The 24329-nt window shown below is 51.1% G+C and carries 19 protein-coding genes; 12 read left to right on the top strand and 7 right to left on the bottom strand.

Annotated elements, in window-relative coordinates; genetic code table 11:
* Positions 1-59: 59 nt before the first annotated feature.
* From EA58_RS19505 to EA58_RS19470, 8 genes are all read left to right on the top strand, one after another.
* Positions 60-3449: a non-ribosomal peptide synthetase gene (locus EA58_RS19505; protein WP_036756864.1), complete on the top strand. Its 3390-nt coding sequence runs from the start codon at positions 60-62 to the stop codon at positions 3447-3449.
* Positions 3449-5095: a GMC family oxidoreductase gene (locus EA58_RS19500; protein WP_051642255.1), complete on the top strand. Its 1647-nt coding sequence runs from the start codon at positions 3449-3451 to the stop codon at positions 5093-5095. The genes EA58_RS19505 and EA58_RS19500 overlap by 1 nt, the downstream gene beginning before the upstream one ends.
* The gene (locus tag EA58_RS19495) at positions 5082-5858 is read left to right on the top strand and encodes a thioesterase II family protein (protein ID WP_051642253.1); all 777 of its coding nucleotides are present in this window, start codon (positions 5082-5084) and stop codon (positions 5856-5858) included. Before EA58_RS19500 ends, EA58_RS19495 begins: the two co-directional genes overlap by 14 nt.
* A complete protein-coding gene (locus tag EA58_RS19490; RefSeq protein ID WP_036756860.1) occupies positions 5855-6991 on the top strand; it encodes an acyl-CoA dehydrogenase family protein in 1137 nt (378 codons plus the stop codon). The genes EA58_RS19495 and EA58_RS19490 overlap by 4 nt, the downstream gene beginning before the upstream one ends.
* A 10-nt stretch (positions 6992-7001) precedes the next feature.
* Positions 7002-7880, top strand: a complete 879-nt coding sequence (locus EA58_RS19485) for a GNAT family N-acetyltransferase (protein ID WP_036756849.1) — start codon at positions 7002-7004, stop codon at positions 7878-7880.
* Entirely contained in the window at positions 7877-8410 is a 534-nt protein-coding gene (locus tag EA58_RS19480; RefSeq protein ID WP_200872210.1) for a group II truncated hemoglobin, read from the top strand. The genes EA58_RS19485 and EA58_RS19480 overlap by 4 nt, the downstream gene beginning before the upstream one ends.
* Before the next feature lie 28 nt (positions 8411-8438).
* A complete protein-coding gene (locus tag EA58_RS19475; protein WP_200872209.1) occupies positions 8439-9263 on the top strand; it encodes a metallophosphoesterase family protein in 825 nt (274 codons plus the stop codon).
* A gap of 79 nt (positions 9264-9342) precedes the next feature.
* Positions 9343-9924, top strand: coding sequence for a flavoprotein (locus tag EA58_RS19470; RefSeq protein ID WP_036756848.1), 582 nt, complete (start codon positions 9343-9345; stop codon positions 9922-9924).
* Positions 9925-9963: 39 nt separating this feature from the next.
* On the opposite strand, the gene EA58_RS19465 is transcribed toward EA58_RS19470, so the two are convergent.
* From EA58_RS19465 to EA58_RS19425, 7 genes are all read right to left on the bottom strand, one after another.
* Positions 9964-10929 (bottom strand): LysR substrate-binding domain-containing protein, encoded by a 966-nt coding sequence (locus tag EA58_RS19465; protein ID WP_036756846.1) that lies wholly within the window; start codon positions 10927-10929, stop codon positions 9964-9966.
* A gap of 411 nt (positions 10930-11340) precedes the next feature.
* Entirely contained in the window at positions 11341-13332 is a 1992-nt protein-coding gene (gene tkt, locus EA58_RS19455) for a transketolase (RefSeq protein WP_036756840.1), read from the bottom strand.
* Between the two features lie 80 nt (positions 13333-13412).
* A complete protein-coding gene (tal, locus tag EA58_RS19450) occupies positions 13413-14363 on the bottom strand; it encodes a transaldolase (protein ID WP_036756838.1) in 951 nt (316 codons plus the stop codon).
* Between the two features lie 368 nt (positions 14364-14731).
* Positions 14732-17494, bottom strand: a complete 2763-nt coding sequence (locus EA58_RS19440; RefSeq protein WP_235199654.1) for a hybrid sensor histidine kinase/response regulator — start codon at positions 17492-17494, stop codon at positions 14732-14734.
* Positions 17495-17686: 192 nt separating this feature from the next.
* On the bottom strand, positions 17687-19168 hold the full coding sequence (locus tag EA58_RS19435) for a lactate dehydrogenase (protein WP_036756832.1): 1482 nt from the start codon (positions 19166-19168) through the stop codon (positions 17687-17689).
* A gap of 275 nt (positions 19169-19443) precedes the next feature.
* Positions 19444-20154 carry a purine-nucleoside phosphorylase gene (gene deoD, locus EA58_RS19430; protein ID WP_036756830.1) on the bottom strand — a complete coding sequence of 237 codons (711 nt, stop codon included), beginning with the start codon at positions 20152-20154 and terminating at the stop codon, positions 19444-19446.
* A gap of 33 nt (positions 20155-20187) precedes the next feature.
* Positions 20188-20358 (bottom strand): XapX domain-containing protein, encoded by a 171-nt coding sequence (locus tag EA58_RS19425; RefSeq protein WP_036756827.1) that lies wholly within the window; start codon positions 20356-20358, stop codon positions 20188-20190.
* 548 nt (positions 20359-20906) lie between these two features.
* Between EA58_RS19425 and EA58_RS19420 the strand changes: the two genes are divergently transcribed.
* From EA58_RS19420 to EA58_RS19405, 4 genes are all read left to right on the top strand, one after another.
* Positions 20907-21422, top strand: a complete 516-nt coding sequence (locus EA58_RS19420; protein WP_036756826.1) for a porin family protein — start codon at positions 20907-20909, stop codon at positions 21420-21422.
* A gap of 403 nt (positions 21423-21825) precedes the next feature.
* A complete protein-coding gene (locus EA58_RS19415) occupies positions 21826-22854 on the top strand; it encodes an alpha/beta hydrolase family protein (RefSeq protein WP_051642251.1) in 1029 nt (342 codons plus the stop codon).
* Between the two features lie 507 nt (positions 22855-23361).
* Positions 23362-24006, top strand: a complete 645-nt coding sequence (locus EA58_RS19410; protein WP_036756825.1) for a hypothetical protein — start codon at positions 23362-23364, stop codon at positions 24004-24006.
* A 113-nt stretch (positions 24007-24119) separates the two neighbouring features.
* On the top strand, positions 24120-24329 hold the full coding sequence (locus EA58_RS19405) for a DUF3283 family protein (protein WP_200872216.1): 210 nt from the start codon (positions 24120-24122) through the stop codon (positions 24327-24329).

Genomic DNA, 24329 nt, shown 5'->3' with positions numbered 1-24329 from the left:
TTCCAATAATTTTACGAAACGCGAAATATTACAAACGAACGAAGGACGCATGACCCACTATGAACCCTGATCACGTTGGCACACAGATAGTCAAAAAACATGGAAAATTGGGATTCCAGAAAGCCGAGCAAAGCTCACAGATTGCCCGGCAGCCAAATGAACACCTCGATACGCTGTATCGCGGTTACCTGCCATTACACGCCCCATTTTCTAAAAAGATCAACATCTTAGAAGGAGAGGAACAGCCGCTGACAGATATTCAGTATGCATATCTGATTGGCAGAAATACCGGGTTAGAGCTTGGCGGATTATCCAGTAGTTATTATTTGGAACTGGATGTTGACGCGCTGGATATCAGCCGATTTAAGCAGGCGGTGAACCAGGTGATTTCCAGGCATTCTATGCTTCGGGCTGTCACAGTCACCGGAGGTCACCAAAAGGTTTTCCCGGCTGGCACTTTATATAGCATTAAGACAAAAGATATTTCTGCCTGGGATCAGGCTGAACAAGACAGTTTCCTTGCGACATTACGTCATGAAATGGAAAAACAGCAATTGCCGCTGGACGAAATTCCTGCGTTTGAGGTTCGGGTGACCCGAGTGTCGGAGCGCACCTGGCGTTTGCATTTCCATTTTGACTTGATGTTTCTGGATGTAATCAGTGTCCGACTGGTTCTGAAAGACATGTGGCGGGAGTACCAACAGCAGGAACTCACGCCATCGGCCGAGCTTCCTGATTTTCTGGAGTATATTGCAGCAGAGCGCGTACTTCAGGGAGAGCCACAAGGCAGGGAGGACCAGCAATACTGGCTTGAACAAATTGAACATCTTCCTCCTGCACCTGAACTACCCCACAAAATATCTCCGCAGCAAATTGTATCACCCTCAATGAAACGTCTTTCCAGACTGATTCCAAACAACACTTTGAACGCACTCAGAACCGTTGCAGATCAGCATGGCCTGACGGCAGAGTCGTTGCTATTGGGATGCTATGCGGAAGTGATTCGTCAGTGGTCGAAGCGTCAGGATTTTACGCTGACACTGACACAATTAATGCGCCGACCGTACGAGGAAGGTATTGAAGGGACTGTCGGGAATTTTCTTCAACCGCAATTGCTCTCTGTCTCGGGGGATCCGGAAAGCACGGTTGAGCAGCGCTTGCTACAACTACAAACCACCTTATATCAGGGGCGCTTGCATAGCTCGTTTAACGGGGTTCAGGTCCTTCGTGAACTGACCAGCCGTAAACAGGAAAACCGTGCGGTGTCGATGCCTGTGGTCTTTAGTAATACCCTGACACCAGAGCTGGAAGATTGGGTCTCTGACTGGTACGGCGCGCTGGGTAAGCCGGTATATGCCAGTAATCAAACGCCGCAGATCTGGCTGGAGAACCAAGTCGATCTTCAACCGGAGGGCTTGGGGATTCACTTCAATTATGTCGACGATCTATTTCCGCATCATCTGATAGAAGACATGTTAACGGCTTACGTTCACTTGCTGGAAGAAGTCGTCAGTGACCCATCGATCTGGCTGCAAACCGGTTCAGTGGTGGATTTGCCGGAAACGGACGCGACAGAACGGCAAGTGGCCAATCAGACGCAGGTTGATTTTCCCCCTCGCTTGCTGCACGAGATGATCCTGGAGGCTGCTTCAAAGCGCCCGGATGCAATTGCCATTGAGCAGGGCAGCACGCGTCTGACATTTGGTCAGCTGGTTGCGCAATCGACCCGATTAGCGAAGCAATTACGGGCATCGGCCCAGATTGAAGCCGGGGATCTGATTGCCGCTTCTCTGCCGCAGGGGCCAGATTTGATTATCGGGCTACTGGGGATTCTCCAGGCTGGTGCCGCCTATGTATCGATTGATCCAACTCTGCCGCAACAGCGTCGTTTGCATCTGCTGCAACGTTGTCAGGCCAAAGCCGTGGTGACGGACACGGTGACCTTTGCAGATCCGGAAGAATATCAGCCATTTCTGAGGGTGAATCTGGATCAGTTATCTGAGCAGGCTGAACTGTCTGAACCGCTCGTTTCACAATCGCTTTCTTCGATACAGGGTCTGGATGATCTGGCTTATGTCATTTTCACATCCGGCTCAACCGGTGAACCGAAGGGGGTCATGATTTCGCATCGAAATGCGGCGAATACCGTTGAGGATATCAACCGACGTTTCCATGTGACTGCAGATGATGCGGTGCTGTCCATTGCACCGGCAGGATTTGACCTGTCAGTGTATGACTATTTTGGAGTGCTGGGTGCCGGTGGTCGTCTGGTGTTTCAGGAAACGGATGCCAGCAATGATCCGAAAGTCTGGTGCGAGACTTTGATCAGACATGGGGTGACTATTTGGAACAGTGTGCCTGCGCCAGTCAAGGTGATGGTTGATCGGGCCAGTGAATCACTGGCAAATAGTTCGCTCAGACTGATCCTGATGAGTGGCGACTGGATTCCGGTTGATTTGCCGGATGGGATTCGCAATGCGCTGCCAGAGGCCAAAGTGATCAGCCTTGGCGGCGCAACGGAAGGCTCTATCTGGTCAATTTGTTACCCCATTGAGCAGGTTGAAAAACACTGGGTCAGTATCCCTTACGGAAAGCCATTGGCGAACCAGCGTTTCCATGTTTTGAATACGTGGCTTGAGTCTTGTCCGAAGTGGGTGATCGGCGAACTATACATTGCCGGTGAGGGCGTGGCACAGGGTTACCTGGCTGATCCGGAAAAAACGGCACAACGCTTTTTTGTGCACCCTCAAACGGGTGAGCGGCTCTATAAAACCGGTGATTTAGGTCGGTATATTTCTGACGGTCTGATTGAGATTCTCGGGCGGGATGATAATCAGGTCAAAATCAATGGCTACCGGGTTGAACTGGGTGAAGTGGAATATGCCCTGCTTCAGTTGGATGAAGTCAGTCATGTGGTGATTGATGCGCCGGCTCATCCGCATTCCGGACAGCGCCAGCTGGTTGCGTATCTGGTGCTTCACGAGCAGGCCGCACACATCGATCAGGACATCATTCAGCAACGTTGCCGCGATCAGGTCCGGCAGTCCTTGCCGCCCTATATGGCACCGACATACTTCATTGTGCTTCCGCATATGCCTTTGACCGGAAACGGCAAGATTGATCGTAAAGCATTGCCGGCGCCCTGGCCTGAAGAAACCGGACTGCCAGCCAGTGCTGATGCGGCACCCGTGTCTGAGACCGAACAACGGCTGCTTCATTTGTGGCGTGAACTGCTCCAGCACGACGATGTGGATGTGAACGCGGGTTTCTTTGATGTCGGAGGGGATTCACTCATCGCTGTTGCTTTGCTGAGTACCCTGCGTGAAGCGTTCAATGTGACTGCAGTGCAAGAGCAGGACTTGATCGAAGGGCTGTTTATGAACACCAGCATCCGTCAGTTCGCACAAATTATCGAGTCGATGAAACAACCGGACGGAGTCAGCTTGTGATGAGTACGCCTCAACAAAAAGCGCTGGCGCAGGGCCAGTTTGATTACATCGTGGTTGGGGGCGGGGCGGCTGGCTGTGTGCTGGCAGCCCGGCTGTCAGAAGACAGTTCAAAACAGGTGTTATTGCTCGAAGCAGGCCCTGCGTCCGATACGCATTTACCGGATAGCCCGCTGAATGATGCATCCCGTTTGGTGCTGGAAAATTATAACTGGCATTACCAGGCGAAGCTGAAAGGGGAGCATCAGCCAGCGAGCGAAGTCATCCGTCAGGCGGCGGAAAATCCGGTGCAGGAGAAGCGGCCTCAGTATTTTGACTATCGGGTAGGCAAGGTCATGGGAGGCTCATCTGCTGTGAACGGTGCGGTTGCGCTGCGAACCTTTCCCCGGGATTTTACTGCTTGGGCTGAGATGGGCTGCACTCAGTGGACCTGGGAAAAAGTGTTGCCCTGGTATTGCCGGTTAGAAACCGATACTGATTTTCCGGGCTGTGCGCAGCACGGGAATACCGGGCCGATGGTCTTGCGTCGCCCGGCGCCGGAAAGCCTGCATCCTCTGGATGCAGCGTTTTCACAGGCTTGTCAGGATCTCGGTATTCCCTATGCAGCGGATCTGAATGCAGGTGAAGCACCGGCGGTTGGTTTGGTACCTGCCAATGTGACGCAGTTGTCCCGGCGGGTCGATGTGTGCCAGTCCTATTTGCTGCCTGTGATGGAGCGGCCCAATCTGATGGTACTGACTGAAGTGCTGGTTTCCTGTATCCGGTTTGAGGGGCGCTCGGCTGTTGGCGTCGAAGTGGTTCAGGAAGGCCGTTCACTTTCCTTCGACGCGCATGAAATTGTGGTTGCTGCGGGAGCCATTGGCACCCCGGCGCTGCTTCAGCGTTCCGGGATTGGTGATCCAGAGCACTTGCAGGCGCTGGACATTCCGGTGCGAGTGGCGAACCCGGCTGTGGGCAGAAACTTGCAGGATCATGCTTCTCTCGTGTTATGGGCATTACCCAAAGCTGGCGTCTGTCATTCCGGACTTCCCTGGCGGCAGATTGCTGCCCGGATTGCCAGTGGTGTGGATGATGCTGCGGATGTCCAGATTGGCTTGCTGAACAATGTTGAAAGCAGCACGGTGCCGAAGTTCAGAGACCGTGTCGATTATCCGATGCTGGTTGGTGCTTCCGCCATGCTGATGCAGCCGGTTGCTCGGGGACAGGTCTTCATTACCAGCCGCGAAGCAGAAGTGCTGCCGTCTATTCATCTGCCGTTGCGAGAGCATGATGAGGACATTGACCGGATGGTCGGTGCCGTGCGCCAGTTATGGCAAGCGCTGCATGCACCTGAGGTGGCATCATTTCTCGATGGTGTGCAGTTCTGGTCTGATGCAATGATCGGCAATGATCGTGTGATGCATAGCGCGGTGAAAAATATGCTGAATCCTGGATGGCACGCTTCCGGCACGGTCAGAATGGGACCGGAGACCGATCCGAACTGTGCTGCCGCCGAAGATGGCCGGGTGTACGGCGTTTCGGGGCTGACCGTGGCGGATGCCTCATTGTTTCCGGTGATCCCTTCAATGCCAACCAATCTGACAACCATCATGCTCGCAGAACGCATCGCCCATGCCCTGAAAACAGGGGGTCTCGATGTCAACGCATAAAACACGGGTGATTTATGCCTTCCCGCACGCCGGTGCAAGTGCTTCTGTCTATCGACCTTTTTGTAAAGAGCACGAAGCTGAGGGTTCCACGTTGCTTCAACCGGTTGAGATGCCAGGGCGGGGCGTGCTGGCCCGGGAGCCTGAAGTGACCAATCTGGATGGGCTGGCGGAGCAATTGGCCGACACGATTTACAGGGATTTCCGACAGAAACAACAGCAGGGCATTCATGAGTGGGCGACCTTTGGTCACAGTTTTGGCGGTGTGCTGAGTGTGGTAGTGACCAATGTGCTGGCAAATAAGTACGGTATGTACCCGGTATTCAGTGTTGTTTCTGGTTCGGTTCCCCCCAGTGAGCAGGCAGAGGACGATCTGCATTTATGGTCTGATGAATCGCTGCTGGAAAAAATGCGTGAAGATCAGGGCACCCCGGCCATTGTGTTAAACGAGCCGGTTCTGGCAAAACGCTATGTTGCCCAAATCCGTACCGATTTTCAGATCCGCAGTCAGTTTCTGCAACGGAAAGCCATGCAGGTGTCACAGCCGCTGATCCTGATTGCAGCATCGGACGACCCTCATGTAACGGAAGCGACGATTCAGGCGTGGCAGCGTCATACCGCAGGTGAAACGACTTTGCTCCACCTGAACGGCGATCATTTCGCGGTTTATCAACACTGGCCGGTGATCCGGCAGGTAATGGAAGTCGATGAGTCAAACCGGCTTGAAGAAGAAAACAGAATGGACAGTTGGAGTGTGTTTCAGTGAGTACGATAACCGATGAATTAAAGAACTTCCGGCTGTCTTGCCGGGAATGTTTTGAACATCATGCGAAACCGAATTTAGCAGCCTGGGAAGCGCAGGGTCTGGTAGACCGTGACTTCTGGCTCACGATGGGTGCGCATGGGCTGCTGGGTATGGGAGTGAGCCCGGAACTCGGCGGGCAGGATAAGCCCGATTATCGCTATGCGCTGGCACTGACGGAGGAAATGATCGCGGTTGGTATGACCGCCCCTATCGTCATTTCACACAATGATGTGATTGCCAGTTATATCAACCTGCTGGGAACAGAGGAGCAAAAGCGGCGCTGGCTGCCGGATTTATGTAGTGGCAGACGCATTGCGGCGATTGCGATTACTGAACCCGGTGGTGGCTCTGATTCTACAGGCCTCACCACGCAGGCGACCTTGGAAGGTGACCACTATGTCGTCAATGGCGGCAAAGCCTTTATCACTAATGGGGTGAATGCGGATCTATTTGTTGTCGCGGTGAAAACGGATGCCGGTGCACGCGGGCAGGGGATCAGCCTGATTGTCATTGAAAGAGATATGCCCGGTTTTACCCGTGGCCCGGCGCTGAAAAAACTGGGCTGGCACGCCAGTGATACGGCTGATTTGTTTTTTGATCAATGTGTTGTGCCAAAAAACAATCTGCTCGGGCGTGAAAATCTCGGCAGTTACTACTTTATGACGGCCATGACCCGTGAGCGGCTCAGTATCAGCACCGTGGCGATCACCAGTGCAGAAGCCATGATGGCCGAAACCCTGTCTTATGTGAAACAGCGCAAGGCGTTTGGTCAGCCGATTGGTTCTTTCCAGTACAACCGTTTTTTGCTAGCACAACTGGATACGCAAATCAAAGTGACCCGCAGTTATCTGAATGAGGCAATTGAACAGTTTAATGCCGGTTCTCTGAAACTGGAGGATGCAGCACGCCTGAAGTGGTGGGCGACGGAAGTACAGAACAAAGTCGCTGATGAATGTCTGCAATTGCATGGCGGCAGCGCTTACCTGAGCGATTCATCGATTGGCAAGTTATGGGTGAACAGCAGGGTTCAGAAAATTTACGGTGGCACCAGCGAAATCATGCTGGAAGTGATCAGTAAGTCCATGGGGCTTTAGAGAGGAAAAGATGGATATTGCAACAAACGAACAAGATGTACTGAACACATTGCGTATCGAGAATGCGGATCTGGCGCAGTGGCAAACGGTACTGGAATGGGCAAGGAATGAAGGCTGGGATATGGGCATTGGCGATGCGGATGCTTTTTTCGGGGTTGATCCACAAGGTTTTTTTGTCGGGTATCTTGATGACCAGCTGGTGGCAGCCGTCTCTGTTGTGAACTTTTCCTCAAGCTTTTGTTTTCTGGGTCATTATCTGGTGCCGCCAGAGTTCAGGGGACAGGGCTATGGCCTGAAAATATTTCAGCATGCACTTCGTCATGGTGGTAACCGTGTGGTTGGTTTGGACGGGATTCTGCATCAGACCGAAAATTACGCTCAATCGGGTTTTGTCGGTTATCGGAAAAATCATCGGATGGCGGGGGTTGTACAACAGGACGATGCGTGTCCGGCCGGGGTAGAGCCGGTGGAAGCTTCTGATGTGCAGGATATTGTGGAATACGATACCAGCTGTACCGGGGTGAGCCGTGGTGCATTGTTGAAAAACTGGTTTCTTGGAGCAACCCGGCACGGATTCATGATCCGTCAAGGAGGCAAGATCCAAGGGGTGATCGGTGTGCGTCAGTCCCAGGATGGATATCGCATTGGCCCGTTACTGGCGAATACTCCCGATCAGGTCGAGCCACTGTTGCAGGCGGCCTTATCTGTGATCCCTCGGGGAAGTCAGGTGGCGATGGATGTGCCTGAAAAGGAGGACCGAACGCTCCTGCATCTGGCCGAACAATATGGTTTTCAATCGGTATTTCAGACACAGCGGATGTATGTCGGTGAACCACCTCGGGAACAGGAACATCAAGTGTGGTGTATCACAACATTGGAGCTTGGATGAACATGAATAAGGACATTGAAATGGACGCAACGACAGAAGCAACTGTGACTGACAAAGAACAGGTGGATCAAGCTCAGCCGCCAACACTTCTGGAATGGATGGGTGGACGGGATGCTATCCGCAACTTGCTCAAGGTGTTTTACGCCAAAGTTGAGACAGACCCATTGCTTCAGCCCTTGTTTGAGCACATGCCACCCGATCATCATGTGCATGTTGCCATGTGGTTTGAAGAAGTGTTCGGTGGTGAGCCGCTCTATACCAATGAAAGAGGGGGGTTCAAGCATATGCTGAAGAAACATCGTGGCCGTTCAATCCAGTCTGAACAGCGGGATCGCTGGATCGCGCTGATGATGCAAAGTGCTGATGAAGTCGAACTGCCCAGAGATCCGGAATTCCGCTCGGCGTTCATGGCGTATATCGAGTGGGGTTCGCGAAGAGCGATGGCCAACTCACAACCGGGAGCGAAACCGTCCAAGCGGGATACCGTACCGCGTTGGGGTTGGGGTGAAGCGCCTCCGGGCACTTTGTAAGACATTTAGGAAGAAATGGGAGTTTCTGATGCTGATGGCTGCCAGTGACTTGCACGTATCCCATCCGGAGAACAGGCGGATTGTTGAATCTGTCCAGGCTGATCAAACATCAGACTGGCTCATTCTGGCTGGGGATGTTGCAGATGATTTGTCTGAATTTGAGTGGGCGATTCGCACGCTGGCAGCAAAGTTTTACCGGGTAATCTGGGTACCCGGTAATCATGAACTCTGGTGTACCGCCCGAGAGCCGTTGGCGCTCCCGGGCGAATTGCGCTATCGGCAGTTGGTGGATATTTGTCACCGTTACGGTGTCGTGACGCCGGAAGATGAATATCCGGTCTATACCGCTGCGGGCGGCCAGTCGTTTGTGATAGCTCCCCTCTTCGTTTTGTATGACTACTCGTTTCGCCATCCGGCAGATTTTACACCGCAGCAAAGCCTTGAAAGAGCGCGGCGTGCTGGTGTTGTCTGTGCGGATGAATATTTTCTGAAAACTTACCCATATCCGGATATTCAAAGCTGGTGTGATGAGCGTGTACGTTTCACTGAAGCGCGTTTGAGTGCAGTGTCCAGAGACTGTCCCCTTATCCTGGTGAATCATTTTCCAATGGTGCAGGGGCTGACCAAGCAATTACAGCCACAAGAGTTTTCGATTTGGTGTGGTACTCGCCGGGTAGAACACTGGCTGACACGTTTTCCGGTTTGTCTGGTGGTGTACGGACACCTGCACTTACAGGGCTCTAGCTTGATTGATGGTATTCCTCATGTGGAAGTGTCACTAGGGTATCCGAGGGACAGGCAGGAACGACAACCGTTTCATGTCGTAACAGCCCTTGATTCTTTGCTGACCTGAATGAACAGAGCGCTGAGATCACGCCGGGCGGGCGCATTGCCTGAATATGGGGGCAAACAATGGAAAAAAGGATTGCATGATGGAAAAGCAACAACAAGTAAACCAAGAAAAGAAGCCAAGGATACTGATAGGCGCTTCCGGCTCTGTAGATATCATGCTGTTGCCAAGATACCTACAGGTGATAAAAAGTGCGATTGATTGTGAACTGACCGTGCTGATGACGCCGACTGCGGAGACATTCATACCGGCTTCCAGCATGGCGCTGTATTGCGACAGAGTGATTGCCGGTGAGCGGCCGGGAGACTGGCCGACGGACAAGCCATCTCGTATTGTTGCGGATCACGATGTTCTGATGGTGATGCCTGCGACTGCGAATACTCTGGCTACGGCTGCTCATGGTGGGGCGACAAACCGTTTGACGACCGTGATTCTTGCCGCTGATTTTCCGGTTTATTTTTTACCGGTGATGGGTTCGGTGATGTGGAAAAAACCGGCCGTAGAACGCAATGTCCGTCAATTGCGTGAAGATGGCTATGTCGTCGTGGAGCCGGTCTGGCACGAGAATTTTGATGCGTCGCTTCAGCGTATGGTCGGGCACCCATCTTTGCCCGCGCCGGAAGTGGTTGCTGAATTGGTTCAACAGGCACTGGCAAACTCATAAGGCTGTGATGGGGGGAGCCTGCGGTGTCATCTGCCCCCGTCATTTTGTTTTTGCTGATTGTTGGTCATCGAATTGCCGGATGTCCAGTTCAGCCGGGAATGATTGCTGAAATAATGCGGCCTGCTGACGGATCCAGGCGTTAAAGATTTTAACTTTCTCTCGTTTAAAATAGCCTTCCGGTGCACACAGGTAGTAACTGAAATTGGGTTTTACGGCGATGTTGCCAATGCGAACTAGAGTACCTTCTTCAATATACCGCTGTGCCAGACTGTGGCGGGCCAGAGCGACGCCCTGAACGGAAAGCGCACCTTCAAGCACGTAGTTGACACCATCATAGGCCAGCGAACTGGAACCACCTTTCGCGCCGACTAACGCCAGCCAACGTTCCCAATCGACATCCGGCCAGATATCGCCAATCAGATCAGCCCGTTGTAAGTCATGGATGGTATGAATTTGATACTGCGCTTGATAAAGCGGATGACAAACCGGATACAGCAAATCGTCCATCAACCACTGACAATGCAGATTCGGGTAACAGCCTTCCCCATAGCGAACGCATAGATCCAGCGGCGACTGCTCGAAATCGGCCAGCTCGTTTTTTGACTCAATCAGAACCGATAGATCGGGATGCTCTGATCTGAATGACGTCATTCGTGGCACGAGCCAATGTTGTGAGAATGAAGGCAGTGTGGAAAGGGAAATGCGTTGTGGGTCCGGATCGTTGTTGATCAGCCAGACGCCACTTTGAATCTGCTGGAATCCTTTTTGTGTATGTTCGAACAGGATTTGTCCTTCCGGGGTCAGGACAACTTTCCGATGCTGACGGTAGAACAGCGGGGTGCCGAGCCAGTCTTCCAGAAGCCTGATTTGCTGGCTGATCGCTGCTGCAGTGACATGCAGGGTTTCAGCGGCCTGCTTGAAACTGCCATAGTGTGCGGCCTGATAGAAGTAGTACAAACCTTGTAATGGTGGCATGCGCTTATGCGGGTCTGTTGGGTTTAGCATAAGTTTTCCTTAACTGAATGTCAGAATCTATCGTTTGAGCAGATCACTGCGGTGAACAAGAATAAATCATACTTTTTATAACAACAGGCAGTAATGCTATGATGACGATGTATGATCCTGTATTCCCCACCGTGAAACAAGTTGTTGCTTCAGTTAAGCATGGTTTTTCTCAATTTCAAAGCTGGCGGCAAAAACGGCAAAGCCTTCAGGTTTTAAATGATATCCCTGAGCATCTCAGAGCAGATCTCAATCTCGACCAGAAGCACGTTCAGCAGCCTGTGTCTGCCAATGACGCGTATTACAAAACAACACTGAGATGGAAATAAGGGGAAGCGGTTTTCAGATCAGTATCGAGGGTATAAAAAAACCCGGCCAGAAATGGCCGGGTTTGATTGGGTTTGACTGTCTGGATTACGCCAGCAGTTCTTTCGCGGTTGCAACCACATTTTCAGTGGTGAAACCGAACAGCTTGAACAGTTCACCAGCTGGTGCAGACTCACCAAAGCTGGTCATGCCGATGATGCGGCCGTCGAAACCAACATACTTGTACCAGAAGTCCGCGATACCGGCTTCAATTGCGATACGGGCAGTGACGTCAGACGGCAGGACAGACTCACGGTAAGCTGCGTCTTGCTTGTCGAATGCGTCGGTAGATGGCATAGAGACCACACGCACTTGCTTGCCTTCTGCGCTCAGTTCGGCTGCAGCACTGACGGCCAGCTCAACTTCAGAACCTGTCGCGATCAGGATCAGTTCAGGTTTGCCTGCGCAGTCTTTCAGGATGTAACCACCTTTTGCGATATCAGCAACTTGCTGTTCGCTACGCTCCTGCTGAGCCAGGTTCTGACGCGAGAAGATCAGCGCGGTTGGCGCGTCTTTACGCTCAATGGCCAGTTTCCATGCCACCGCAGATTCAACCTGGTCACACGGACGCCAGGTGCTCATGTTTGGTGTCAGGCGCAGAGAAGCCATTTGCTCAACTGGCTGGTGCGTCGGACCGTCTTCACCCAGGCCGATGGAGTCGTGCGTGTACACCTGAATGTTCTGCACTTTCATCAGCGCGGCCATACGCATCGCGTTACGGGCATATTCCATGAACATCAGGAAGGTTGCACCGTAAGGGACGAAACCGCCGTGCAGTGCGATACCGTTGATGATCGCTGTCATCCCGAACTCACGGACACCGTAGTGAATGTAGTTACCGGATGCGTCATCAGCAGTCAGAGATTTAGAGCCAGACCACATGGTCAGGTTCGAAGGTGCCAGGTCAGCAGAACCACCCATGAACTCAGGCAGGATCTTACCGAAGGCTTCCAGCGCATTCTGAGAAGCTTTACGGGATGCGATGTTTGCAGGGTTGGCTTGCAGATCAGCGATAATCTTGCTTGCTTCTGCTTCCCACTGTGCTGGTAGTTCGCCGTTGACGCGACGTTTGAATTCTGCAGCCAGTTCCGGGTGAGCGGCTTCATAAGCAGCCAGTTTTTCATTCCAGGCAGCTTCTTTCGCTTCGCCAGCTTCTTTGGCATCCCACTCTGCGTAAACGTCGGCAGGGATTTCGAACGGACCGTGCTGCCAGCCCAGGAATTCACGGGCTGCTGCGATTTCGTCGTGACCCAGTGGCGCACCGTGACAGTCGTGAGAACCTGCTTTGTTCGGAGAACCGAAGCCGATGATGGTTTTGGTACAGATCAGGGTTGGACGAGGGTCTGCTTTCGCGGCTTCAATCGCTGCGTTAATTGCAGCAGCATCGTGGCCGTCAACCGCTGGGATGACATGCCAGCCGTAAGCTTCGAAACGCTTTGGCGTGTCGTCAGAGAACCAGCCTTCCACGTGACCGTCGATAGAAATACCGTTGTCATCCCAGAACGCGATCAGTTTGCCCAGACCCAGCGTACCCGCCAGAGAACAAGCTTCGTGAGAAATACCTTCCATCAGACAGCCATCGCCCAGGAAAGCGTAGGTGTAGTGATCAACGATATCGTGGCCGTCGCGGTTGAACTGAGCTGCCAGAGACTTCTCGGCAATCGCCATACCCACAGCATTGGTGATGCCCTGACCCAGTGGGCCTGTGGTGGTTTCGATACCCGGTGCGTAGCCGTACTCTGGGTGGCCCGGTGTTTTGGAATGCAGCTGACGGAAGTTTTTCAGATCGTCAATGGACAGCGCGTAGCCGCTCAGGTGCAGCAGGGAGTAAATCAGCATGGAGCCGTGGCCGTTAGACAGCACAAAACGGTCGCGGTCAGCCCAGTTTGGGTTTTGCGGGTTGTGGTTCAGGTGATCACGCCACAGAACTTCAGCGATGTCTGCCATACCCATCGGAGCGCCTGGGTGGCCAGAGTTCGCCTGTTGTACACCGTCCATGCTCAGGGCACGGATTGCATTCGCAAGTACTTTACGATCCATAATATTCTTCTTACTCAATTCAAGTTAATCATAAAAAGACAGAGAGCAGCGTTGTGCTGCTCTCAATATTTTGCGCAGGATTACAGGCGCGCTTCGATCATGGTTTCCAGTTTACCCTGATCGATGGCGAAGTTACGGATACCTTCCGCCAGTTTCTCAATCGCCATTGGGTCCTGGTTGTGATCCCACAGGAATTCTGCATGTGTCATTGGTGCTGGACGCTCTTCAGAAGCAACCTCAGCAGACAGTTTTTGGACAACTTCACCTTGAGCTTCAGACAGTTCCTGCAGCAACTGCGGGCTGATGGTCAGACGATCACAGCCTGCCAGTTCCAGAATCTCGCCCGTATTACGGAAGCTTGCACCCATGACAACCGTGTTGTAACCCAGTGCTTTGTAGTAGTTGTAGATCTTGGTGACAGACAGAACACCCGGATCTTCAGAAGCTTCAAAATCGCGGCCTTCTTTCGCTTTGTACCAGTCCATGATACGGCCAACGAAAGGAGAGATCAGGTAAACACCGGCTTCCGCACAAGCACGCGCCTGAGCAAAAGAGAACAGCAGGGTCAGGTTACAGTTGATGCCTTCTTTTTCCAGGACTTCCGCAGCACGGATACCTTCCCAGGTTGAAGCCAGTTTGATCAGAATACGGTCGTTGCTGATGCCAGCATCGTTGTACATTTTGATCAGCTTGCGAGCTTTTGCCACGCTTGCTTCAGTGTCGTAAGACAGACGTGCATCAACTTCTGTAGAAATGCGGCCTGGAACTACGTTCAGGATTTCTTTACCGATGTTTACGGCCAGCTTGTCACCAGCATCTTCGATTTGCTGTGCTTTGTCGTTGCTTTGTGCTTTCGCATAAGCAATCGCATCGTCGATGAGCGGCGCGTACTGTTCAATTTCTGCGGCTTTCAGGATGAGGGAAGGGTTGGTGGTCGCGTCTTGCGGTTGATATTTCTTAATCGCTTCGATGTCGCCGGTGTCGGCAACAACAGTAGTGAGTGCGCGCAGTTGTTCCAGTTTCGTGCTCATATCTCTCGACCTTTGCTGTGTTTGTGCAAGCTTTAAGTTTAGCCAGTTGACTGCTCTTGTCAGGATCCGTCTGCACCTGATCCAACAGGTATGAACATATGGATCGCTGTAGAACAATTGATGTCCCGATAATTGAATTTTTCAGTGTAAATGTCAATCTCAAAGCCCGGATTACTCGCTTAATCAGGCAAATTTTACACAATGAAACTCAAGTGCACGGGTTGGTGCAGATGTTGTCCAAAGTAACGATGTTTTCATTGTGTGACCATTTGTTTGGGGGTGTGAACAAATGTTCGGTGGTTTTTGAGGTTTTCATTGGACAGCAAGTCGCATGTCAGCTCATCACCACGGGGTGATGAGCCAGAAAATTATACAGAGGTTGTTGCTTCCGAGAGACTTTGAATTTCAGCGCAAAGTGCCTGTAACGCACTGGATAAGGCTGAAAGCTCTGCCTCAGATGGGGTTTGGCCTGCTTTCAGCTGCTTTTCAACGATCATCGCAGCATGGCTGAGTGGGTGTGCACAGAGACTGGCGGAGGCACCTTTTAAAGTATGGCTGAGTAAGATGGCTTGTTCCTGATCACCATCCAGAATTGCCTGACGGATTTTTTGGTCGTATTCCCGGTGATCATCAGCAAAGATGATGAGGAATTGTGCAATCATGCTCAAGTCCTGATCCAGCATCTCAGACAATTCATCCATGGCGATGAGGGTCAAGCGCGCTAAGCCGGTTTCCTGGTGCTCCGACGGTTCAGGGGCATTGATTGTATCGGTATTGAGAACTGAATCACTGAATATGGATTGATTGTCGAAATCGGATTGTGTGAGCGCATGCTGTCTTAAAGATGCCATGTAATCAATACGATGTCGGAACCGTTGCAGGGCATCCAGCAGTTTTCTTTCATCCAGGGGTTTGGTGATCACACAGTCAACACCGGCATTGAGCATATTTTGTTGCGTTTCTTCGAACGCATCGGCGGTACAGGCAAAAATGGGTACGATGCAGCCGGGTTCTGGCAGGGCCCGAATCAGGCGGGTGGATTCCAGACCATCCATGACCGGCATATGATTATCCATCAGGATCAGATCAAAGGTTTGGCTTTGAATCATCTCCAGCGCTTCGAGGCCGTTTTCAGCCGTAAAAGTGTGGAAGCCCCACTGTTTCAGGAAGCTTTCCATGATTAATACGTTCAGGTGGTTATCTTCAACCACCAGAACGTTTAGACCGGCAAATGCTTTTTTATCAATTTCAATCGGTTGCGCCAGTTCTTTCTGGGGAATCCCTTTTTCAAGGCATAAACTGACGGTGACATGGGTGCCTGTCCCGGGATGGCTGGTCAGCACGACATCGCCACCCATCAATTGGGCCAGTTGACGTACAATACTCAGGCCCAGGCCAGTACCACCGTAGCGACGACTGGTGGAGACTTCTGCCTGTGCAAAAGGATCGAAGATGTGGGTAATCCGTTCTGGCGCAATCCCTATCCCGGTATCTTCTGTCACGATGTTCAGCTGTTGTTTTTGTTCATCCGGCAAAGGCGTCAGACTCATGCGGACACGCACTTCACCTTTATCCGTAAACTTGATGGCATTACTGATGAGGTTGAAGAGAATTTGCCGGATACGGGATTTGTCCGCATAAAACCAGGTTTCCTGCGGGAAGCCGCAATCAATGTGAAATGACAGGCCTTTTTCTTTGGCCAGAGAGTAATAAGTGCTTTCGATCGCGCCAACCAGATCGGTAAAACGGAAATGGGTTTTATCCAGCTTGAGTTGACCCTGCTCAATTTTTGAGAAGTCCAGAATATCATTGAGTAGAGTCATCATATGTTTACCGGACTCAAGCAGCGTATGCAGATGATGCTCCTGCTCTGGCGTGAGTTCTGTTTTCAGCAGCAGCTGCGACAGACCCAGCATCCCATTCATGGGGGTACGGATTTCATGGGACAGGTTTGCGAGAAATGCCGATTTTGCTTTGTCGGCAGCTTTGGCTTTCTCCAGCGCCTGATTCAGCCGTTTGGTATCGGCCGAAATTTTGTCAGCACCTTGATTGAGCGCATCATGAAGTACTTGAAATTCATATGGGCCCTTGAAATGAGGGTGACGCTGATAATTTCCCAAACGGAACTGGGAGGCAAACCGGGTCAGCTTCGCAATGGGGTCGGTAATGCGTTTGGTCAGACCGATGGAAAGGACCACAATGAAGACACTGACCATGACTAATGCGAGCATCAGAAATTGATGGAGTTCATCAATCACACTGATGGCATTGTCTTGCGAAGTCAGGGTCACTAAAGTCCATATCGGTAATCCATTTGCATCCAGTGTCTGGGAAGGAACAACAGCGGCAATCATCGCCTCGCCGTCTGGATTGTTGTAATAGTTGATCCCATTCCTGAATGGCAGCACTGACGTTTGTTGTTCAGCCTCGGCCAGCAAATTCTCTTGATAGAATTGTTGAAATTGTTTTTGGGATAAGGGGGAATCTGCACTGGAGATAAGTAATTTCCCATCAATATCTGTCAGGTAAACATGATCGGTACTGCTGACTTCATTTCCTAATTTTTTCAGCTGATGTTTAATGTCATCCATTTTGTATTCGATCAGCAAAAAGCCATCGGGTTGATGACGGATTTTTTTGGCCAGAAAAACGGTGGCTTCATCGTTTTTGACCCGCGGTTTTGAAATATATCTTTCGCTTTGGTTTTCGGTGAGCGCCGTTTCAATGCTAGTGACATCAGGCGTATCAATGGCATCGAGGGTTGCCATTTCTTTTGAACTTGCGGCCAGGTAAAACTTCCCGTCTTGCTGTCGTACCTGATGCATTGCGGCAAATGATGTGTCGATCTGGCCAAAATTATAGAAGAACTGGCTGATTTGCGTTGCCGGCCGGGAAAACATGGGAGACTGGCTGAGTAAATACAGGTTTTTTAATCGGAGTGTGTAAGTCTGATCCAGACTTTGCGCTGCAATAATATTTCGTGCATTGATGCCGTTCGCGATTCTGTCCAGTGCGATTTCATTGAGTTTCTCACTGCTGATCCAGCCATAGATATAGGAAGGAATAATGCCGACAGCCAGCATACTGACCAGCAGAATCGGTTTAATTCGGTTGGGGACAATCCTTATCACCACTTGACCTCAATTGATTCACGACTTGATCGAAGAATACTCTGAAAGAAAGGCTATGCCAAAGAGAGAATATTTCAAAGGGGTGTTGTGTGATAAATAGAGCAGTTCAGGAATATTGTCGTTTTAAGGCGTATCAGATTCTTTTTGGCAGAATCAGGCGGCTGAGCTGAATCAGCCGCAAGGGTGTTGCGGCTAATTCAGCAATTGCTCCAGTGTCAACGGGGATCGCAATAAACCCAGTTGTTGCGCAGGGGTCATGCCGTTTCGATCCTGACGACAGAGGTTGTGCCATGCACGGTAAATATCCAGCAAAGGCAGCAGTCCACCGGGGCGTGCTTTGCGGCGCGGTTCATCGACTAATTGCGCAAACTGCTGATAAAAACGTTGCTGATATTGATCGACAGCCCGATGGGAAGCCAGTTGTAGCCATCGGGCTTCATTATCTTTTTCCCCGCCCAAATGACAAATTCCTTTACTGACCTGATCACTGCGTGTGAATGCCCAGCGGTCACGCCACCACCCAAGCAGGACGATATCAATTCTTCCAGCCGGCTGCCCTTGTGGCCAATCGGGATCTTCTTCGACATAGACTGGCTCAATGGTGCCGGAACGAATCCGGTCCAGAAAAACGGACAGGCAAGCGGATCGCAGCAAAGGTTCCTGCGGCATGAAAAGCATGAGCTGTGTCTCTTCACTCAGCAGTTCGTTTAATTGGAGAAAGTGTGCGTAAGTTGCATATTGCGGACGCACCAGTTTGCCTTTGGCCGGAAAGTGGCTCAGTTTCAAGGCGCTAGTTGGATCTTCCAGATGTGGCCTTGACAGCACTTCACGGTATTTCGCATCAACCTGAGCCAGTAAACCCTGGGTTGTGACGGGTTCAGGCGCTGTTCCTGGATGCGTTGGTTTCGTCATGAAACGGGCATTCGGGCTGTAAGGGTCATGCACAGCCGCAGCCTCACCCGTATCTTCCGGATGATAATTGATATGCTGACTGAGGACATACCCGGAATGTGCTTCACAGCTGGCGATCCAGTTCACGCCATTTTCAGCATGGGGTTGCAACGGACTGAGTGTACAGGCCAGTGCCAGCTGCGAGCGGCTTTGCAGCAGACGGGCATCGAAAACGGACAACTGCCGCCGGCACCGGCTGGCAATATGATTGAGCTGGTCATAAAAGGTTTTCGGATTCATGCTCAGACGCCGGCAAATATCCCGAATTGGGTGACCTGTAAACAGCAGCGCGAGTAGTTTTTGTTGAATCTGATGTTTGGGGTTAAAGCCCGACCAGCGATCGACAAAAGTTGTCTGACAGGATTTACAGCGATAACGCTGGCGATCACCACTGTAGCCAAAGGCATGATATAAATGGCGGTGCGTCAGCACGGGCAGACCCAGGTTTTCACAGTTGAGATTATTGCAGGCGGGTAATCCGTTACTTTGCTGAAGCTTGAGATATCGCCATTCGGCCACCACACTCTGATTACTGATCAAGGGTGGAAATGCACCGCATTCCTTACAGATAAATGAAGGACGGTTCGGGTTGGTCAGCTGAATGATGTAATCGTCGGGGTTATGCGAGCCAAAATTGCGGCAATGGACCGTTTTGCAATGATTGAACTGCCAATGGCCACTGGCTGGCGGCAATGATGCAGATTGTCTTTGGCTGGCTATCATCGAGTCCCACTCCGATAACATCATAGAAAAAGGTGCCGAGTCATTACCGCTTATGATGACTCAGCACCCATTAGTTGGCCCAAACGGTCAGGCATTGCAATGTCGCCCGGAATTACCCGCTTCAAATTGTGTAAGACGCCACATATTACAGAATGTTGAGCTGCGACAGGCGGTATGCCTTGCTTGAGCTGACTAATCCTTGGGTTGAAGGCGGTAACAGTGACCGCCTTTGCCATTCTGATTCGGTCCGGTGGACAGGTCAGAACGGTGCCGCATCAAATTTTGATCGCGGTTTCCAGAGCAACCTGCATCATGGCATGGAATGATTTCTGACGGTCGTCAGAGCTCAGGTGCTCACCACGGGTAATGTGATCGGAGACGGTCAGCATGGTCAGTGCTTTTGCACCCAGTTCTGCTGCTACACCGTAGATACCGGCAGCTTCCATATCTACACCCAGAATGTTCAGTTTGTTCATTTTGTCGAACAGATCAGCTTCAGGGCTGTAGAACAAATCGGCAGAGAAAACGTTACCAACACGAACCGGTACATTTTGCTCACGTGCTTCGCTGACCGCGGTTTCCAGCAGGTGGTAATCTGCGATCGCTGCAAAGTCATGGTTGTTGAAACGGATGCGGTTTACTTTCGAGTCGGTTGATGCGCCCATGGCGATGACGATATCCATCAGTTTGATGTCATCGCTCACCGTACCGCAGCTACCAATACGAATCACATTTTTCACACCGAAATCTTTGATGAGTTCGTGCACATAGATCGAGCAGGATGGGATACCCATACCATGACCCATGACAGAGAGTTTCTTACCTTTATAGGTGCCGGTGTAGCCAAACATGTTCCGGACGTTACAGACTTCTTTCGCATCTTCCAGGTAAGTTTCGGCGATCAGCTTCGCGCGCAGCGGGTCACCTGGCATCAGTACAGTTTCTGCGAAATCACCAAGTTCAGCATTGATATGCGGGGTTGCCATAGCGGACTCCTGACAAGTTATTCGTGAAAAAAATTATGAGAAGAAACGTTCAACAACTGCCTGGTACGCAATACCACCGAGGTAAACACCAACGATACCCATAATACCAGGCAGAACAGGTGGCGCTGGCAATGGCAGCTTCACCGCACTGAAGAACAGTCCTACAATTAATCCTGCAACAGTTGCGAGCAGAATCTCGTTCATGTGTTTACCCTCTGTATGTCGTACTCAGTGGTACATCTTGTCTGAAATAACCTCAACACAGCGGCGGCAAAAAAATAAACAATGCCAAAAGGCTGCCGTTGAATCTGGGGCCAGTCTAGGAAAGTTGTGCCCGTTAACTTTTGAAATCGATCACATTTTATTGATTATCTGCGGCGTAATCCAGACTTACTTACTCTTTGTGTTGAAAGCTTGAAGCGAATCGTTTGCTTTTTGTTCGGTTCGCATTGAGTCTCAATTGATGAATGAAAACACTCAATAAGCATTATTTCCTTTTTTAACAGGAAGATAATGCAATAACTTTGAATTTTAATCTCTTAGTCACCGGAATTGGCTGAAGGTTTGACTAATACATGGGTGTAATCGATTTCACTTTGCAGGAGGAAAACACTGTGTTTGTGACAGAACCATGAAAATTGTCAGTATCTGATTGTTTTTCCGGTGGCTTTAGTTGGTGAAAATGGAGAAATAGACTAAAGGTTGAATGGGCACAGACTGTTTTGGACTTTTTCTTCGAAGGGATCGTAAACATGAAAAAAGTAATGATGTCATTGGCTATCGGGATGCTCAGCCTGCCAGCCAGTGCAGATATTCTGGGATTGTCTGTTGGCGCGCATGCTGGTGCTGCGCGGCTTGAGTATGATGGTAATTCTGATTATGGCTATGAATATGGTGTGGATGCTTCCTATCGACTGACCAGTATTTTCAGCGTGAATGCTGGGTTGGCCATTGGCAGTGGGGAAGTGGATTCGGACTTAACTTCGGCAAAAAATGACATTGATTATACGTCTGTCCCGATCACGCTTCAGGCAGATATTCCGTTACTTGTTGGGAGCGTGTATGCGAAAGCCGGTGGGAACTATTATGACGTTGATCGCAAGCTCGCCGGTGTGAAACAAAGCGATGATGGTTGGGGATTTGCGGGAGGTGCTGGATTCGTATTAGGAATTATTCCATTGCTGGATGTCTCTTTAGGCTATGAATATCGCGATATGGGCGATGTAGACAATAATGCTATTTTGCTGAGTGTTGGTTTCAGCTTGTAATTCTGCCTGAATGCCTGCCAGGCTGTGTTTTCTGCATTGCGGGACACTCAGCCTGTATTACTGTACTGGACATGCCAGCAATTCCGCTCGCTTACTCGTCTCTTATGCTCTGTCGCGCAGACGTTTGCTTTTCGTACTTTATTCAGCAGGAGCATGCGTTCACTGCATGCCGCTTGTCGTGAGTTTGACCTCGCGGTTCATTTCAAGGTGATAGCCCTCAGGATCGATCGGCAAACTGAATGGTGGCTCCGGCCTGCGTCAGTGCGGTGCTGGCGGTCGCGATCTGAGGCTCACTCGGGCGTAGGCGGAGCTAGTATGTTTATGTGATGGATTTTTACGCTGTGCTTGCATGTGTCTCTGGCACTGAGCGGGGAAATCGGACATCTGCTGGGGGAGAGGAAGGATGAAAACCGTTCTTTTGGTGCTGTGCTGGGTCAGCCTGATGTTGCCGGGTGCTCATGCAGAGCCCTTTCAGTTGCGGCATGACGGCAAGCGGCTGTCGGGCCAGTATTTGCCGCCGTTGGGACAAAACACGCCGAGTGCTGCGGTGCTCTTTGTTCACGGCGACAGTGCCATGCCTTACGATGCCAATGGCTACTATCCGTTGATCTGGCAAACACTGCGACAGCAGGGGATTGCGGTGGTGAGCTGGGATAAACCGGGTGTCGGCGATTCGGAAGGCAACTGGCTGGCGCAAACCATGGCCCAGCGGCAACAGGAAGTACTGGCGGTGGCGAAGTGGGTCCAGGAAACTCATGGGATCGCGCCGCAGCGTACTGGGTTGTTCGGCTTTAGCCAAGCGGGCTGGGTGGTGCCGGCGTTGGCGGCACGTGATGACCGATTCGGATTCGCGATTGGAGTCGGATTTGCCACCAACTGGGTGGAGCAGGGGCGCTATTACACCCGAATTCAACACAGTCAAAACGGCGCAAGTCCGGCTCAAATCGCCGAGCAACTTCGCCTTTTCGATGCAGAAATCGCCTTTCTTCGCACCGGACCGGCGTATGCCGAGTATGTTAGTCGGGCTGGTGAAGATGCAATGTCCCCGGAGCGGTTCACCTTTGTGATGAAGAACTTTCTCACAGATGCGCGGCAGGATTATCAGCGCATCCGCATTCCGACTTTGCTCCTGTGGGGAGAAGACGATCTGAATGTCGATGCCCGCTATGAATATCAATTCTGGCAGCACCAGCCACACCCGAAGGTCACCACGGCGTTGCTTCGGCAAGCCAGTCATGGCCTGCTGAATTCGGATGTTTTCCCGCAGCAGCAGTTTGGGGTTTGGCAGTGGCTGAAAATGACATGGCTGCAGGAGGAGGCACTGACGGAAGCATTTTTGCCAACCTTGATGGGCTGGCTACGGGAGCAGGGCATTCCAGAAACTGAGGCAGTGCCGCGTCACAGAAATGGCCTGTCTCTTAATCACATCTGAAAGGTCATGAGACTTGGCGAAAGGGTAACCGCTCCTTCCTGTTGTCCCGCTTCTCTGTCATTCCCGCTTCCTTTTGTCATCCCCGCTTCCTTTTGTCATCCCCGCTTCCTTTTGTCATCCCCGCGCAGGCGGGGAGCCAGTGACTTTTGAGGAAGAACTACACGAGAAATGAGGGGGGAAATGATTCTGGCAGATTACTTTCATCTCGTGCCCAGTGGATTCCCGCCTGCGCGGGAATGACGATAGTTTGTTGATTTTTAAATAAAATATATCGTTTTATATCGAAGGGTTTATGTAGGAAAGACAGGAAATAGCAGGGCACTGATGGCTGAGTAAACGATATAGAAACGCAGGAAAAGACATTCCGAGAAGGTGCTTTGGACCCGAATGTATTTTCTCATCTGGTTTCACAAAAATTTCTCATATTTGTGAAATTCCCGATGAGATCAACGATCAACGGGTCAGGAACACTTACACTCATGGTAAACGGAGTCTGCGGAGGTGAATATGACAAATTATGAACGTTATCAGAAAACCTGCCAGGCTGTGTTTCTTGCATTGCAGGACACTCAGCCTGCACAGCAGTTCTGGCAACAGCAACACATTCGCTCTGAATATCAGCCGTTTGTGCTTCGTGGTTTGTCCCGCCTGCTGCCACTTCGCCAGAACATCTACCGTCATGCCATTCAGCCCTGGCTGGAAAGTGCGCAAAATGCGCTCCAGCATATCGGGATGCCTGTGAATCAGTTGCTGACCAGCGATCGGTATCCATTCCCTTGTCGGGTCGATATTCAGGGGAATTATTTACCTTGCTGGGTCTGGGGGGAGTCGGATGCATTGATGGTGATTAGCGTCATCGAACCGCGTACCGGACAATTCGGGTCGCCACGTCATGTACCGGCTGATCGTCTGGTTGATCGCCAGCGCTGGTTTGATGCGCAGGTGATTGATAGTGAAGAAGACTGTATCAGCGAAGGGCTGTCACAACTGAGCCAGGCGGGAACGGGGAGCGGACACACAGATGAACCGTCTGTCATGGATGCCATCCGGTACCCCAGCCAGCGCACACTGAATCCGGTGATCAGTGTGGCCCTGATCACTGTGGTTGTGGTTGTATTTACTTGGGTGGTGTCTACACATCTGGGGTTTTAGTTTAACTGTTTCGTGGTGTTTCTGAGGTACTTCTGTGAAAGGGAAAGGCTTCACATTCATGCGAAATCCGATACTATGACGCCCTTCCGCGACTGACTTCACTTTAGGGATACATCATGCATAATCTGTGTTTACTGTCAGATTCTGAGAAAAACCGTGTGGAACTGGATAAGCAGGCAGCCTATGCCGTTTGGCAACTGAAAAACGGCAAAGCTGGTCCTGAGGTATTTCTGAATCAGGCTGAAAAAATTGCTGACGATGATGAACGTGCTTTTTTTGAGCAGTCTGTTGAAACATACAAAAGCCTGATGGGGGTTGCCTGA

The sequence above is a fragment of the Photobacterium galatheae genome, assembly GCF_000695255.1.
Taxonomy (GTDB): Bacteria; Pseudomonadota; Gammaproteobacteria; order Enterobacterales; family Vibrionaceae; genus Photobacterium; species Photobacterium galatheae.
Note: the sequence above shows the minus strand (reverse complement) of the source record. Positions and strands in the feature narration are given on the sequence as shown.